Origin of the sequence: Mycobacterium innocens (genome assembly GCF_900566055.1) — a bacterium.
GTDB classification, from domain to species: domain Bacteria; phylum Actinomycetota; class Actinomycetes; order Mycobacteriales; family Mycobacteriaceae; genus Mycobacterium; species Mycobacterium innocens.
On sequence record NZ_UPHQ01000276.1, the window covers coordinates 51,426 to 67,328 of the forward strand.

Here is a 15,903-nt window from a genome sequence, read left to right on the forward strand (position 1 = left end):
GCGGCCCGGCATTCGGGCCGGATCGCTCACCCCGAATCACTCCCGAGCCGGGGCCGGCGGCACGTCGGGCACCTCGAGCCCGCACCTGATGAGTTCGTTGAGCGGCACCCGATCAATCCGGTACCGGGTGAATTCGAAGGAGTGCACCACGTTGGACATAAAACGGCGCACGGTCAACGGCGCGCGCACCGAGTTCAGCACCGCCTGAGTCGCAGGGCATCGCAGGGCCGTCTCCGCCTGCGCCACCCAGGCCGGGTCGAGGTAACCCGGAACACCCGGATACCACTTCACCCACGGACCGTCGGCGATCACCCAGTCGGGGAACAGGTTCTTGTCGTGGCCGATCCGGCCGTGCTTCAACCGTTCGGTGTGTTGGGCCAGCGGGTTTGCCAGCCCGATCTGGTCGATGACTCTCACATCGAGGCCCACGTTCATGCCCAGCATCCCCAAATTGGTGAAAAACACCGCGTGTTGCGGCTTTTGGGTGGCCGGGATACCGGGAGCGGTTCCCGGCGGGATCATGGGCACCAGATCCCACTGGTTGTAGTTGCCGGACGGCAGCAGCAGCGCGCCTTCGGGGGTGTTGTCGAGCGCGGTCAGCACTGCTGCCATCCGTGGGTAATCGAGATAGTCGGCGGCGGTCAGCGGATGGGCGCGTCCGGTGGCCTGCGCGTAGAAGCGGCGCTCGTCGACGATGCCCGTATAGGTGACGTGCGTGGCGTCGTCGCCCATCCCTGGCGAGTTCGCTGCCCACAGCGACCAGCCCGCCACACCCAGCCACAGGATGCTGACCACACCGGCCAGCCAGTAACCGGTCTCCTTGGAGAAGTCCTTGCCATCGGGCAGTAACACCGGAATTACCGCCACCGGAGCCAGTAAGCAGAAGAGCGGCGCCAGCAACACGCGGCCGTGCATGAAATCGCCGCCTTGCCGGATCCAGTACAGCGCCTGCAGCAGGCCGCTGCCGGCCATGAAGGCCACCGCCGCCGCCGGGCTCTGCACCGCCCGCGCCACCCGCCCGTAGTCGGGCGCCACCACCGGACGCAGGAACGACGGCCTGCGACGAGCCAGCATCAGAACCAGGCCAAGCGGCACCAAAAGCACGATCGGCACCCACAGGGCGTAGGGCCGGTTGAAATTCGAGAGATAGATCATGCCCTGCGACCACTTGTCGCCGGCGGCGTCCTTGGCCAGCGCGGTACCGGGCACCAACAACGCGTAGTAGCCCATCCGGAAGATCTGGTAGGTGACCGGCAGGAAGCCGCCGGCCACCACGATCAGCACCCGGCGGCGCCAGGTCCGCGCCGCGACCAGCATCATGATCAAGGCCAGGCCGCCCAGCAGCGCCAGCTCCGGCCGGACCAGGACGCTGCATCCCGCGACGAACGCCAGCGCACCGATGAACACCCGGCCGTGGGGACGGACCCGCAGCGGCTGCGCCCAGCACACCATCATCCACCACAGCAGCCCCAGATAGATCAGCACCAGTCCGCTTTCCAGCCCTGAGGTGGCGAAGTCTCGCGCCGGCGGCACCGCGATGTAGACCAGCGCGCCGGCCGGCAACATGATCGCCCGGCGGCCGCGCAGGCTGGGTGCATACAACCGGCCGGTGCCGAGCATCAGCAGCGCCACGCCCAGCAACGACAGCACCAGGGCCACGGCCAGCGCCACGTATTCCAGCCGCATCGGCCCGCCCACCCAGCTGGCCGCGTAGAGCAAATAGGTCCACACCGTCGAGGTGTTGGCCTCCACCCGCTCACCCATGTTGAACACCGGGCCGTTGCCGGCCAGCAGGTTGCGCACCGTGCGCAACACGATCAGCCCGTCGTCGGCGATCCAGCGTCGTTGCCACGCACCCCAGCCGAACAGCACGCAGATCACCACCACGCTGACCCACAGACTGATCCGGACCAGCGGCTCATAGGGAAAAACCGGCCACCTGACCCGCCGCACTGCGGGCCTGCGGGCCAGCGCGCTGGCCCGCAGGGCCTTGAATCTCGAACTAGCCGAAGGCAACAGCGGCCCCAACTGTTCCTATCCACGCCAGCGCCAGCAACTGCAACACCCGGTCGCGCAGTGCGATGTCTTCGGGCTCCCCGGCCAGCCCCCCATCGACGTCCACGGCGTAGCGCAGGATCGCGATGGTGAACGGGACCATCGACACCGCATACCACGACCCCGAGTACCGGTCACGTTCGAACGCCCACAGCCCGTAGGACACCACCACGGCGGTGGCCGAGAGCGTCCAGACGAATCGAAGATAGGTGCTGGTATAGCTCTCCAGCGACTTGCGGATCGCCGCGCCGGTGCGCTCGGCCAGCTGCAGCTCGGCGTAACGCTTGCCGGCCACCATGAACAGCGACCCGAACGCCGCCGTCAGCAAGAACCACTGGGATAGCGGGATGTCGGCGGCCGCGCCGCCGGCGATGGCGCGGATCAGATACGCCGATGACACGATGCAGATGTCGATCACCGCTTGGTGCTTGAGGCCGTAGCAGTACCCCAGTTGCATGGCCAGGTAGACGGCCATCACCACGGCCAGGCTGGGGGTAAGCCACCAGGCGGTGGCCAGCGAGGCCACCCCCAGCACCGCCGCCACCGCGTAGGCCAGCCATTCGGGCACCACACCGGCGGCGATCGGGCGGAACCTCTTGGTGGGGTGCTCGCGATCAGCCTCCACATCGCGCACGTCATTGATCAGGTAGATCGCCGAGGCGGCCAGGCTGAACACCACGAACGCGACCGAAACCTTGGTCAGCACCTCGGCGTAGTCGTATCGGACGCCGCGGCCCGCCGCGGCCAGCGGCGCGGCCAGGACCAGGACGTTTTTCACCCATTGCCGCGGGCGCATCGCCTTGACCACACCGGCAACCAGGTTGGCCGGAGGTCCGGTCACCAGGTCTTCACTCATATCGACACCCCACTCTGCAGGCCGACGTCGAGTCGCACTGCAACGGCCGCGACGGCGGCGCCGAGCGCCACACCGGCGGCGACGTCGCTGGGGTAATGCACCCCCAGCAGTATTCGGGAAAGGGCCATCGGTGGCACCAGCACCGCCGCGCCCAGTCCGATGGGCAGGCCGGCGGCCCTGCTCATCAGGATGGCCGCGGCCGTGGTGGAGGTCGCGTGCGCCGACGGGAAGCTCAGCTGACTGGGCGTGCCGACATTGACCGCGACTGCCGGATGGTGGGGCCGTTTGCGCCGGACCACCCGCTTGACCAATACCGCCACCGCGTGGGCGGCGAAGGCGCCGGCGCCGGCGACCAGCCAATCCCGGCGTCGCTGCGGGGAAACAACCGCCCCGAGCGCCGACACCGCCAGCCAGCCGATGCTGTGTTCGCCGAAGTACGAAAGCCCCTGGGCCACCGTCAGCGATTCCGGGCGGTCGGCCAGCGCCGACTGAACGGCCACGATTGCAGCGGCTTCGCCGTGCGCCGATGCCCCCAACGGACGGGCTTCAGGCATGTCGGTGCTCTTGGTTTTCCGCCGTGAAGAGCACCGTCTCCCACTTCTGCTTGCTGGACAGCACGGGCAACGCGGCGCGGTAGACCCTGCGCATCTCGTCGAAGCGCCGGGTCAGCTGACGCTGGCGGCGAAGCGACTGCCACAGCAGCGCGAACATCTTGGCCCGATCGCGCTGACGGTAGACCACTCCGCACCCGTCGGCCGTCGTGACCGTGACCCCGTCGACCGTGCACAACCGGAACCAGCGGGCGTCCTGGGTGGGCACGTTGTACTCGGGACGCTCATGGTGGGCCGGGTCGGCGGTCGTGAGATTGTGCACGATGCCCCGCGCGAGCCGGTAACCGATGGTGACCGGGTTCACCGGCGGCTTCATCACCTTGTTCCTGTGCAATGGCGGCGGCAGCTCGCTGGCGGCGGGCAGCACGACCGCATCGGGATAGGCCTTGCGGATCCGGTGTATTTCCGGCAGCGCCGATTCCAGGATGGAGAAGATGTGCTCGGGGCCGGCGAGGAAGTCGTCGATGGCCTTGTTCTGGATCGCCACCGTCGAATATTCCAGGCAGGCAAGGTGTTTCAGAGTCGCTTTGAGGTGGCTGCGGACCAGGCCGGTGACCTGCTTACTTGGGCCGTTCCAGTGCATCGCCGCCACCACCAGCCGGTTGCGCAAGTGGAAGTAGGCCTGCCAGTCGATCGCGTCGTCTTTGTCGCTCCAGGCCATGTGCCAGATCGCCGCGCCGGGCAGCGTGACCGTGGGGTAGCCGTGTTCGGCCGCGCGCAGACCGTAGTCGGCGTCGTCCCATTTGATGAACAACGGCAACGGCTGGCCCAGCTCCTCGGCCACCTGCCGCGGGATCATGCACGTCCACCAGCCGTTGTAGTCGACGTCGATGCGCCGGTGCAGCAGCTTGCTCAGTTCCTCGTTGTCGTTGAGGGGATACTCGGCGAAGTCGTGGTCGTATTCGGCGTGCGGCGCGGCGGTCCACATGAAGTTCGAGCGGTTGACCACCTCGCCCATGATGTGCAGGTGCGACGGCTCCTGCAGATTGAGCATCTGCCCGCCGACCAGCATCGGGCTCTTCGCGAAGCGGTGCATGGCCAGCACCCGCAGAATGGAGTCCGGCTCGATGCGGATGTCGTCGTCCATGAACAGGATCTGCTGGCAATCGGTGTTTTTCAGCGCCTCGTACATCACCCGGCTGTAGCCGCCGGAACCGCCCAGGTTGGGCTGGTCGTGAATGGAGAGCCGGTTGCCCAGTCGAGCCGCGGCGGCGGGGAAGTCCGGATGGTCGCGAACTTTGCGGGTGCCCTGGTCGGGCACGATCACCGCACCGATCACCTGGTCCACCAGCGGGTCTGCGGTGAGTTCGGCCAGCGCGTTGGCGCAATCCGCGGGGCGGTTGAAGGTGGGGATGCCGACGGCGATGTTGGCGGTGCCCGGGGCCGGGATGGGCGCGTACCAGCCACCATTGAGCAGGGTGACCGCGGTGTCGGTGGTGATGTCGAACCAGATCCAGCCGCCGTCCTCGAACGGTCGCAGCCCCACCTCGACCTCGACGACCTGCGGCTGGCCCGGCGGGCAGTCCTGAGCACCCGTGAACGCCCGGCCCTCGACGAAGATGCGGGCACCGGTGGCTTTGGTCCGGTAGACGTCGAGGCGGCCCGCTCCGGTCAGCTCGACGCGCAGCACCACGGACGTGCAGATCGACCAGCGTCGCCAATAGCTGGCCGGGAACGCGTTGAAATACGTGGCGAACGACACCTCTGACTCGGGGCCGATCTGCAGCGAGGTGCGGCTGGTCGCATGAGCGCGCCGCGAGTTGGTGGTCGACTCCTCGAGGTAAAGCTTGCGCACGTCGAGCGGTTCGCCCGGTCGCGGCAGGATGATCCGGGACAGCAGGCTCACGGCGGTCATTCGCGCCCGCCTCCGTCCTCGGCCGGTGACGATGCAGGCCGTGCTGGGACCTGAGGTGGGGCCGGCCCGTCCAGCAGATCGGCGCCGTCGCGCAGGTGCGGCGCAAGGACGTTTTCGTACATGCTCAAAGCGCTGGCAATGGCCATATGCATATCCAGATATTGGTAGGTGCCCAAGCGACCGCCGAACAAGACCTTCGCCGCCGCGGTCTCGGACTTCGCCCGGGTACGGTAGGCGGCCAACAGGGCGCGGTCGGCCTCGGTGTTGATCGGATAGTAGGGCTCGTCGTCGGCTTCGGCGAACCGGGAGTATTCGCGCATGATCACCGTCTTGTCCGTCGGGTAATCGCGCTCGGGGTGGAAGTGGCGGAACTCGTGGATACGGGTGTACGGGACGTCGATGTCGTTGTAGTTCATCACCGGCGTGCCCTGAAAATCACCGCAGTCGCCCAACACTTCCACCTCGAAATCCAGGGTGCGCCAGCCCAGCCGGCCGTCGGCGTAATCGAAGTAGCGGTCGATCGGACCGGTGTAAACGACCGGGGCATCCGGACTGGCCGCGCGCAGTGCGTCGCGAACGTCGAACCAGTCGGTGTCCAACCTGAGCTCGATGCGGTCGTCGGCGGCCATGTTCTGTAGCCACGCCGTGTAGCCGTCGACCGGCAGGCCCTCATAGGTGTCGCTGAAGTACCGGTTGTCGAAGGTGTAGCGCACCGGCAGCCGATTAATGACGGCAGCCGGCAACTCAGCGGGGTCGGTCTGCCACTGCTTGGCCGTGTAGCCCTTGACGAACGCCTCGTAGAGCGGCCGGCCGATCAGCGAGATGGCCTTCTCCTCGAGGTTCTGCGCGTCGGCGGTGTGGATTTCGGATGCCTGTTCGGCGATCAGCCGGCGCGCTTCGGCCGGGCTGAAGTATCTGCCGAAGAACTGCGACACCAGGCCCAGACCCATCGGGAACTGGTAGGCCTGCCCGTTGTGCATCGCGAACACCCGATGCCGGTAGTCGGTGAAGTCGGTGAACTGCCGCACGTAGTCCCACACCTTCTTATTGGAGGTGTGAAACAGGTGCGCGCCGTACTTGTGGACTTCGATCCCGGTCTGCGGCTCCGGTTCGGAATAGGCGTTGCCGCCGATATGCGGGCGGCGCTCGACAACGAGGACCCGCTTGCCGAGTTGGGTAGCCACGCGCTCGGCGATCGTCAGGCCGAAGAATCCGGAACCGACGACGAAGAGGTCGAAACGTGCGGTCATCGGTTGCCTAGGTTATCCGACCCCGCTGCCAAAACCCGACTTGGCGGCTCGCCCGAGTGAGGGTTCTCGCAGGTTTTAGGCAAGTGCGCAGGTTCTCATGTCCGTCGCCAGCCCAACATCGCACCTTTGGTGCGATTGCCTCACGATTCGATATAGCCACTCTAGTCACACAAGCCTCACTCGTACCATCGACCTTGTGGGTTTCCTTCCGTCGACGACGGCGAGGGAGCCGACGCGATAAATAGTCCAGATTGAGGAGACTTCCGTGCCGAATCGACGCCGACGCAAGCTCTCGACCACCATGAGCGCAGTCGCGGCCCTGGCAGTTGCGAGTCCTTGTGCATACTTTCTCGTTTACGAATCGACCGCGGGAAGCAAACCGCCCGAGCACCACGAGTTTGTCCGGGCGGCAAGCGTGGCCGACTTGCCCGGCGAGCTGATGTCCGCCCTGTCGCAAGGGCTTTCGCAGTTCGGTATCAACCTGCCGCCGGTGCCAAGCCTGACCGGCAGCGGTGCCGCCGGCACCGGGCTGACCAGTCCGGGCCTCACCAGCCCGGGTCTCACCAGCCCGGGGCTGACCAGTCCGGGTCTCACCAGCCCGGGGCTCACCAGCCCGGGGCTCACCAGCCCGGGCCTGACCAGTCCGACGGGTTTGACGCCGTCGACGCCGGGATCGCTGGCCCTGCCGGGTACCACCTTGACGCCACCGACACCGGGGACAGCCGTGAATCCCGCGCTGACCAGCCCCACCGGAGCCACGCCGGGCCTGACCAGCCCGACGGGGCTGGACCCCGCACTCGGCGGCGGCGCCAACGAGATTCCCATCACGACACCGGCCGGTCTGGACCCGGGCGCCGACGGCACCTACCCGATCCTGGGAGACCCGTCGTTGGGCTACGGGCCAGGCACCGGCTACGGGCCGGCGACCAGCCCGATCGGCACCGGCGGTGGCGCAGCCAGCAGCGGCGGCGGCGGGCTCCTCAACGACGTGATGCAGGCGGCCAATCAGCTGGGCGCCGGGCAGGCCATCGACCTGCTGAAGGGCGTGCTGATGCCGTCCATCATGCAGGCCATCCAGAACGGCGGCGCGGCGGCGCCGGCCGCTGGCGCACCTGCCGTCGGTGCGCCCGCCGTGACCCCGCCCGCGGTGCCGGCGGCCGCCGTACCGGTGGTGGCACCACCGGCAGCGCCGACAACGCCGGTCGCCTGAGACCCTGCAGCCTCAAGAAAAACCTAGGGACCTGTCACCTGACGACACCGCAGAGTCGCCCCGGACGGCAGACCGTCCAGCACGTCAACACACTCTGCGGTGTCGTCGACAGGTTTTCCACATAAATACCGTGTCGTCTCATTAGAAACATTAGACACACAAGTAACATCACCTGGTGGCGTCTCGCAGCCGTGCCCCGACGATGCTGGTCACCGCTTTCGCCGCCACGGTGGTCATCGTCGCGTGGGTGCTGAACCGTCCCGCTCACAGCATCCATGAGCGACCACCGGCGCAGGACACCCAACTCGTCGAGAAGCCGCTGATCGGCCTCGGCGGCGGCGTCACGGTACGCGAACTGACTCAGGACACGCCGTTTTCGTTGGTCGCATTGACCGGTGACCTGACCAGTACCTCGACGCGCGTGCGGGCCAAACGCCCCGACGGGTCGTGGGGGCCGTGGTACCAAGCCGAGTATGAAACCGCGGCGCCCGACGCGCCGGGCTCCGAACCCGGTGAGGGGCCGCGCAGCACCGATCCGGTGTTCGTCGGCACCACAACGACCGTCCAGGTCGCGGTCACCCGCCCGGTCGATGCGCCGGTGACCCAGCCGCCGGTCGCTGCCGAAACGAACCCGGCCGGCCTGGGCTATCGTCCGGCCACCAAGGAGCAGCCGTTCGGGCAGAACATCTCGGCGATCCTCATCTCGCCACCGCGGGCGCCGGCCCGAACGCAGTGGACACCACCGACCGGGGTCACGATGCCCGGCCAAGCGCCGCCCATCATCAGCCGTGCGGAATGGGGCGCCGACGAATCGCTGCGCTGCGGTAGCCCGCAATACGACCGGGCGGTTCGCGCCGCGGTGATTCACCACACCGCCGGCAGCAACGATTATTCGCCCCTGGAGTCCGCCGGGATCGTCAAGGCCATCTACACGTATCACAGCAAGACGCTGGGCTGGTGCGACATCGCCTACAACGCGCTGGTCGACAAGTACGGCCAGGTGTTCGAGGGCAGTGCCGGCGGCCTCACCAAACCGGTCGAGGCGTTCCACACCGGCGGATTCAACCGCGACACCTGGGGTGTGGCGATGATCGGCAACTTCGACGACGTCGCGCCGACACCGCTGCAACTCCGCGCCGTCGGGCGACTGCTCGGCTGGCGGCTGGGCATGGACGACGTCGACCCCAAGGGCACCGTGGAACTGGAGTCGGCCGGCAGCTCCTACACCACTTTTCCGGCTGGTGCGATAGCGCGGTTGCCGGCCATCTTCACCCACCGCGACGTCGGCAACACCGACTGCCCGGGCAATGCCGGTTACGCCCTGATGGACGAAATCCGGGACATCGCCGCGCATTTCAACGACCCCCCCGAGGAGTTGCTCAAGGCGCTGGAGGGTGGCGTGATCTACGAAGACTGGCAGGCGCTGGGCGGGATGAACAGCGTGCTGGGCGCACCGACCTCGCCCGAGGCCGAAGCGGCGGGTGCGGCCCGGTACGCGACCTTCGCCAAGGGAGCGATGTACTGGTCGCCCGACACCGGCGCGCAGCCGGTCACCGGTGCGATTTACGATGCCTGGGCTTCGCTGAGCTACGAACGCGGGCCGCTCGGGCTGCCGACCAGCGCCGAAATCCAAGAACCGCTGCGGATCACGCAGAACTTCCAGCATGGGGTGTTGAACTTCGAACGGCTGACCGGCAATGTCACCGAGGTCGTCGACGGAATCACGACACCGCTGTCGACTCAACCCCCGAGCGGCCCCGCAGTCCCTCCCGAACACTTCTCGCTGCCAACGCATCCAGTGAACTGAGATCCGGTTAGTCTTGCGTCTCGTGCCCGAGACGCCGTATCTGACGATCGACCTGGCTCGGGTGCGCGACAATTTCGCGCGGCTGCAAGCCGCGCTGCCCGGCGCTTCGATCCGCTACGCGGTCAAGGCGAACCCGAGCGAACCCATCCTGCGGCTGCTCGCGGCCGAAGGGGCCGCATTCGACGTTGCTTCGGTCGGCGAGATCCACGCGTGCCGTTCCGCCGGGATCGACGGTGGCCGGCTGACATTCGGCAACACCGTCAAGAAGCCCTCGGCGGTGGCGCAGGCGTCGGCAAGCGGAGTGCGGCGGTTCGCGTTCGACACCGTTGCGGGCCTGACGGCAATCGCCGAGCACGCCCCCGGAGCCGGCGTGGAATGCCGTATCGCTCCGGCGTTTCCGTCGTCGGTCACGCCGTTCGGCCACAAGTTCGGCTGTGCTCCCGAGGAGGCCGCCGGGCTGCTCAATCATGCCCGGCAACTGGGCTTGCGCCCCGAGGGAGTCTGCTTTCACGTCGGTTCCCAACAGCTCGACCCGGCCGCGTGGGAGCTCGGGATACGTTGTGCCGCTGGCATATTCGCTGAGTTCGACGGCCTCACGACGGTCAACGCCGGCGGCGGCTTCCCGATCGCCTATGCCACCGATGCGCCAGGATTAAGCGCCGTTGCCGATACCATCAGGTCGGCGCTGGAACGTCATTTCGGCGCCCGTCATCCCAGGCTGGTGATCGAACCCGGCCGCGCGATCGTGGGCTCAGCGGGTGTCATCAGCGCCGAAGTGGTGTCGGTGCGGACCGGTACCGATGGTCACCGCTGGGTGTACCTCGACATCGGTCGCTACCAGGGTCTTGCGGAAACCGAGAACGAGTACATCCGTTATCGCCTGACGACCGACCGGGACGGCGACCCCGTCGCCGATGCGGTGCTCGCGGGACCGACCTGCGACGGCGACGACGTGCTCTACCGCAGCTACCCCCTTCCGGTGACGCTGCGTCCCGGCGACGGCGTGCAGATCGACGATGCCGGGGCCTACACCGCGAGCTACGCATCGGTCGAGTTCAACGGATTTACACCGCTGCCAACCCATTTCGTGGGTGGAGCCGGTGTCGCAGCACCGGGCCGGGAGATCATCGAACCGCTGGCGCCCGGACTCAGCCGACATTGGCAACTGCACGAGGTCATCTGTGAGGCACGTACCCCATTCCAGCAACTGCTGATCGGCAAAACAGCCCAGGGTGTGGCGTTGTTCAGTGACGGCGAACGGCAGAGCACCGAGCTCAGCCAGCTGGTGTATCACGAGGCGTTGCTGGTGCCGGCGCTGCTGTTGGCGGAGCGGATCGACCGAATACTGGTCATCGGTTCCGGCGAAGGTGTGGTATGTCAGCTGGCGGTGGCCGCCGGAGCGACACATGTCGATCACGTCGACATCGATCGAGATGCCGTTCGGCTCTGCGCCGAGCATCTGCCCTACGGCTACCCGACGGACGAACTGCGCAGGGCCGAACAAGGATTCGGCCCGGTCGCCGTACATTACTGCGACGGCAGGGAATTTGTGGAGCAGTCCACCGAGTGCTACGACGTCGTCGTGGTCGATCTGCCCGACGAGCGCACCGGGCTCGCCCAGCACAACCGGTTGTACGACGTCGACTTCCTCAGGCGATGCCGCGTGATCGGCCGTGTGGTCGTTTCCCAGGCCGGTTGCCCGACGCTATGGCGTAACGAGTCACTGCGCCGGGCTTGGCGGCGCTTTCACGAAACCTTCGACACCGTGGTTTATTTCGGTAGCGACGAGCACGAGTGGGCTTTTCTGTCCGGCCTCTCCGGCCCCATTCCCGAAGATCCCATCGCGGCGATGACGGCGCGATTGCCCGGGTTGGCGTACCGGCCCCGCACCATCGACGCCGATTCGCTGGCCGGCTGCACGGTTGCACCCAAATCGCTGCGCGGCTAGGTGGTGAAAGAGACTACCGCGCAACGCTCCAAGTCTAAGGCCCACAGTGGTTGTCGCCGAGATCTACGTCAGCGCGAGGCCCACTCGCACTATTCCGCGGCCGCGTCGAACTCACTGTCGCCTCACAGAATCGCCACCGCCACCACGATGCCCAACGCGAACTGCGCCGCCGCCACGATGAGGCACTCGTAGCTGTATTCGTCGGCCTGGAACAGCGTATCCATGTCGATTCCGATGACCAGCGTCGCGATCCGCATCATCACCACCTGCGCGGCGATGCCCACGACGCCGAAGGTCGCCGACGCCAGCAGCCCCTCGGCCAGCCTGCCCGACGACGAATAGATCGCCAGCACCACGATGAGCGCCATGCTCACCATCCCGGCGGCGGCCACGATGATGGCGTTGGGCTTACCCGCACGGACCATCTTGCGCAACGGTCCCGGGGTGGTGAAGTCGATGGCGTGAAACCCGATGATCATCAGCACCAGACCGAGGATCGAGTACAACACGACGGCGCCGACCCCGCGACCGAGCCGACTCCAGTAGTCCGAATGCAGCGCCACGATGGATGTCGTCATCGAAGATCAGCTCCGTTTCATTTTCGCGGAAGGTTCATTTTGGCGGAGATGTTCACTTGAGCGGAATCCGGTGTGGGACAAAGGCCGCGCCATCGTCGGTGACCAGTCCGGCGGTCTCCCGGATGCCCAGACCCGCCGACGAGTCACCAACGATCCATGCGCCCAACGCCGGACGCATATCGTCGAATTCCGGTAGCGGATCCAGCAATTGGTAGACGAAGCCCTCTTCGCCGTAGACGCCGCCGGTAGCGGTCTCCAGGCCGGCGCCGACGATCGTGATGTTTGCGCCTTCGCGACCCAGCTTGGGCTTGCGAACGTATTCGGTGAGTTCATGCGGGTCGTCGATGTAGGCGGGCAGCAGGTTCGGGTGCCCGGGATACATCTCCCACAACACCGCCAGGATCGTCTTGTTGGATAACAGCGCCTTCCACAGCGGCTCGATCCACATCGTCTGCGGCAGGCTCGATACCACGTGCTTGCCGAACTGGTCATCGAGCACCCATTCCCACGGGTGCAGTTTGAAGATGGCGTCGATCGGCGCCTCTTCCAGATCGACGAATCGCTCCAGCGCGGCATCCCAGCCGACGTCCTCGATCATCAAGCCGACGGTCTGAAAACCGGCTTCAGCCGCGGTCTCCTGCAGGTACGTCGTCGTGATCTGGTCTTCGCCGGTCGCTTCTACGCCCGACCAGGTGAAGTGAAGTTCGTTGCCGGGCAACAGATCAGCGACCGCCTTCCAGCGGTCGACGAGCTGTTCGTGCAACGAGTTCCACTGGTCGTCGGCGGGGAACTTGTCCTTCAGCCAATACCACTGCAGGATTGCGGCCTCCAGCAGTGTGGTCGGGGTGTCGGCATTGTATTCGAGCAATGCAGCCGGCCGGCGACCGTCGTAACGTAAGTCGAAGCGGCCGTACACATGCGGGTCGGAGCGCCGCCACGATTCGGCGATGAACGGCCAACTCCATTCGGGCAGACCGAAATCGGCGTACCGCTCCATCAGGACCACGTGCTCGACGGCATTGAGGCACATCGAGTGCAGCAGTTCGACATCGGCTTCCAGCGCCAAGATCTCATCCATGTCGAACTCGTAGTACACCGACTCGTCCCAGTACGGCCGGTCGGCGCCGGTCGCATCGCGCGCCGGCGTGCCGTACACCAGGCCTTGGGATTCGATGATGGATCGCCAGTTGGGACGCGGCTGTGTCCTGGCGCGTTTCACGAGCCGCTGCTCCCGCCGCCGCCCTTGCCGCCGCTGCCGCCGAGCCCGCCGCGCGAAATGGTGGTACCGGACTTGGTGGTGATCGTGGCGCCCTTCGGCGCAACCGTGGTGCCACCACTGGGTCGTTGACCGACCGTACCGGAGCTGCCGTAGTAGTACCGGTACTGATGTCCGCCGTAGAAAAAGAATCCGTTGAGGCCGGCGGTATGGCCGGTGCAGTAGCTGTCGGGGACGATCACCGGTTGACCATTCGGGTCGTCCCGGACGCATTGGGCGGTGACATGCTCGGGCGTCAACAACCAGTACCCGAGGCCAGCCACCAGACCCACCACCCCGACGCCGGCAGCGGCGCCCATCAGGACACGCTTCTGCTTGGCGCGCTTGGCCTCCGCCTCGAGCCGAGCCTCTTCGATCTCGCGCTGCTTGTCCTCGTACCTCCGTCGTGCCCGCAGTTCGGCCGGCGTCGGAGGCCGTGGCCGCGAGGTTTCCGCGTCCTGATACTGGATGCTGCCGCCGGCCCGGCGCTTGGCCGGTGCGTCCCCTGCTGATTCGACATCCGCAACCGGCTGCGTGTCGTCGGACCGCTCGGCAGCGGCGGCGGGCTCGTCCTCCGACGCCGGCTGCGCATCCTCGCGCCGCCCGGCAGGCCCGCTCTGCTCGTCGTCGGGTCGGCTGCTGACGGGCGGGTCTGGTTCCGACCCCACTAGCTCTCCTCCGGTCCGGGTAACTGGCCCGGCGTGGCGACACACCTCCCGCCCAGGGGGCGAGTATCAGGCTGGTACGCCGGCACGCGGGCAGTCTCCCACATCAGCGGCGCCGTCAGGATCAGGACCACCAGCGCTCCAGCACCCGCGCGACGCCGTCGGCGGTGTTGGGAGCGGTGACCTCGTTTGCGGCGGCGCGCGCGTCGGGATGAGCATTGCCCATCGCCACCCCGAGCCCGGCCCGCAGCAGCATCGGCACGTCATTGGGCATGTCACCGAAAGCCACCACGTCCGCCTCGGCGATCCCCAGGGGCCGGCCGATCTCTGCCACACCGGTGGCCTTGCTGATGCCCAGCGGAACGACCTCGACCAGCCCATTGTTGGTCGAATAGGTGATTTCACCTGCGGTCCCGAGATGTTTGGCCAGCCGGGCCGCCATCTCCGCGCTGGTGGCGCCGGTCTTGCGGATCAGCAGCTTGATCGCGGGCGCGCTGAGCAGATCTTCGATCGACACCTCGGTGTGGTCCGGGTTCAGCCAGGCATGCTCGTAGCCCGGCGAACTGACGAACTGCGGGGTCGCCGTATCGTGCGCACGGTCGCCGATGCGCTCGACGGCCAACCCGGAACCGGGGATGACCCGCCGGGCGATCTCGGCCAGGGCGGCTAGAGCATCCACGGACAGGGTGTGCGCCGATACCACTCGATCGGTGGCGGGGTCATAGATGACCGCGCCATTGGCGCACACCGCCATCGGCGCGAAGCCGAGTGCGTCGACAACCGGGCGCACCCAGCGCGGCGGGCGGCCGGTGGCCAGGATGAACGTCGCGCCGCCGGCGACGGCGGCGCGCACCGCCGCGCGGGTGCGCGCGGTGACGGTTTCGTCATCGTCGAGCAGGGTGCCGTCGACGTCGCACGCGATGAGCGCCGGCGGGCCCGGCGGCGTCGTCAGTGCGGTACGCCTTTGCTGCGGCTGGGCGAGGTCACTCCGTGGTGCCCGCGGCTGCGCGCGCGCTGGGCCAGTTCGGCGATTCTGCTGCGACTCTGCGATGTCATGCGGGCCTGCTCACGTTTTCGCGCTCGCTCAGCCAACTCAGCAATGCGGTAGGCCTTCGACTCCTCCGGGCTGGGCGCACTGCCACCGAGCCGCCTGGGCACCCAGTGCTCCCCCGGCGGATGCGGATACTGTTCCTGCACCCAATACAGCATCGATTCCATCGCCTGGCGCAACGTGGCGTTGAGCGTCACCGCATCGTCCTGGGGCCGCAACGGCGGCCCGACCGCCACGGTGATCGGAATCTTGTTGCGGAATAGGTCCTTTGGTTGGTCTTTGGGCCAGATGCGGTGTGCACCCCAGACGATCATGGGAACGATCGGCACCTGCGCCTCCAGCGCCATCCGGGCCGCCCCGGTCTTGAACTCCCGCAGTTCCAGGCTGCGGCTGATGGTCGCCTCCGGGTGCAATCCGATCAGTTCGCCCTCGCGCAGCCGCTGCACCGCCACCGCATAGGCATTGGCACCCTCGGAGCGGTCCACCGGAATCAGCTGGGCATGCTTGATCACGTAGTTGACCGCCTTCACCTCCTGCATTTCGGCCTTGATCATGAACCGCAACCGTCGCCTGCGCTGCTTGGCGGCGATCGAGGCGGGAATCCAGTCCACGTAGCTGGTGTGGTTGAGGGCGATCAAGGCGCCGCCACGCTCAGGAATATTCTCCAGGCCGTAGTAGGTGATCTTGTTTCCATTGGCCGCGACAATCGATGGGACAAGAAACTCCATCATTCGGAAAAATGGCTCTGCCATTTCTTGTGTT

Annotated in this window: 12 protein-coding genes and 1 pseudogene; 3 read left to right on the forward strand and 10 right to left on the reverse strand. The window is 66.8% G+C overall.

Annotated elements, in window-relative coordinates; genetic code table 11:
- Nucleotides 1–36 precede the first annotated feature (36 nt).
- From aftB to glf, 5 genes are read right to left on the reverse strand one after another with little or no spacing between them, the layout of a single operon-like run.
- On the reverse strand, nucleotides 37–2,028 hold the full coding sequence (gene aftB, locus EET03_RS26735; RefSeq protein ID WP_208649143.1) for a terminal beta-(1->2)-arabinofuranosyltransferase: 1,992 nt from the start codon (nucleotides 2,026–2,028) through the stop codon (nucleotides 37–39).
- On the reverse strand, nucleotides 2,003–2,911 hold the full coding sequence (locus EET03_RS26740; protein WP_075544631.1) for a decaprenyl-phosphate phosphoribosyltransferase: 909 nt from the start codon (nucleotides 2,909–2,911) through the stop codon (nucleotides 2,003–2,005). The genes aftB and EET03_RS26740 overlap by 26 nt, the downstream gene beginning before the upstream one ends.
- The gene (locus EET03_RS26745; RefSeq protein ID WP_063473046.1) at nucleotides 2,908–3,465 is read right to left on the reverse strand and encodes a phosphatase PAP2 family protein; all 558 of its coding nucleotides are present in this window, start codon (nucleotides 3,463–3,465) and stop codon (nucleotides 2,908–2,910) included. The genes EET03_RS26740 and EET03_RS26745 overlap by 4 nt, the downstream gene beginning before the upstream one ends.
- Nucleotides 3,458–5,377 carry a glycosyltransferase gene (locus tag EET03_RS26750; protein WP_075544632.1) on the reverse strand — a complete coding sequence of 640 codons (1,920 nt, stop codon included), beginning with the start codon at nucleotides 5,375–5,377 and terminating at the stop codon, nucleotides 3,458–3,460. Before EET03_RS26750 ends, EET03_RS26745 begins: the two co-directional genes overlap by 8 nt.
- Complete coding sequence (gene glf, locus EET03_RS26755; protein ID WP_244232563.1) at nucleotides 5,374–6,627, reverse strand: UDP-galactopyranose mutase; 1,254 nt, start codon at nucleotides 6,625–6,627, stop codon at nucleotides 5,374–5,376. The genes EET03_RS26750 and glf overlap by 4 nt, the downstream gene beginning before the upstream one ends.
- A gap of 265 nt (nucleotides 6,628–6,892) precedes the next feature.
- On the opposite strand from glf, the gene EET03_RS26760 reads away from it, so the two are divergent.
- From EET03_RS26760 to EET03_RS32065, 3 genes are all read left to right on the forward strand, one after another.
- Nucleotides 6,893–7,837: a hypothetical protein gene (locus tag EET03_RS26760; protein WP_063473044.1), complete on the forward strand. Its 945-nt coding sequence runs from the start codon at nucleotides 6,893–6,895 to the stop codon at nucleotides 7,835–7,837.
- A gap of 175 nt (nucleotides 7,838–8,012) precedes the next feature.
- The gene (locus EET03_RS26765; RefSeq protein ID WP_208649144.1) at nucleotides 8,013–9,644 is read left to right on the forward strand and encodes an LGFP repeat-containing protein; all 1,632 of its coding nucleotides are present in this window, start codon (nucleotides 8,013–8,015) and stop codon (nucleotides 9,642–9,644) included.
- Nucleotides 9,645–9,666: 22 nt separating this feature from the next.
- Nucleotides 9,667–11,592, forward strand: a complete 1,926-nt coding sequence (locus EET03_RS32065; RefSeq protein WP_075544634.1) for a spermine/spermidine synthase domain-containing protein — start codon at nucleotides 9,667–9,669, stop codon at nucleotides 11,590–11,592.
- Nucleotides 11,593–11,714: 122 nt separating this feature from the next.
- On the opposite strand, the gene EET03_RS26780 is transcribed toward EET03_RS32065, so the two are convergent.
- The 5 genes and pseudogenes from EET03_RS26780 to EET03_RS26800 all read right to left on the reverse strand — a co-directional run.
- A complete protein-coding gene (locus EET03_RS26780) occupies nucleotides 11,715–12,170 on the reverse strand; it encodes a DUF350 domain-containing protein (RefSeq protein ID WP_099193844.1) in 456 nt (151 codons plus the stop codon).
- Between the two features lie 52 nt (nucleotides 12,171–12,222).
- Nucleotides 12,223–13,389 carry a glutathionylspermidine synthase family protein gene (locus EET03_RS26785; RefSeq protein ID WP_075544636.1) on the reverse strand — a complete coding sequence of 389 codons (1,167 nt, stop codon included), beginning with the start codon at nucleotides 13,387–13,389 and terminating at the stop codon, nucleotides 12,223–12,225.
- Nucleotides 13,386–14,093, reverse strand: a complete 708-nt coding sequence (locus EET03_RS26790) for a hypothetical protein (RefSeq protein WP_244232564.1) — start codon at nucleotides 14,091–14,093, stop codon at nucleotides 13,386–13,388. The genes EET03_RS26785 and EET03_RS26790 overlap by 4 nt, the downstream gene beginning before the upstream one ends.
- A gap of 121 nt (nucleotides 14,094–14,214) precedes the next feature.
- Nucleotides 14,215–15,042, reverse strand: a complete 828-nt coding sequence (locus tag EET03_RS26795) for a Cof-type HAD-IIB family hydrolase (RefSeq protein ID WP_075544637.1) — start codon at nucleotides 15,040–15,042, stop codon at nucleotides 14,215–14,217.
- 77 nt (nucleotides 15,043–15,119) lie between these two features.
- Nucleotides 15,120–15,893 (reverse strand): annotated as a pseudogene (locus EET03_RS26800) (lysophospholipid acyltransferase family protein); the annotation flags it as partial.
- Nucleotides 15,894–15,903: the final 10 nt, after the last annotated feature.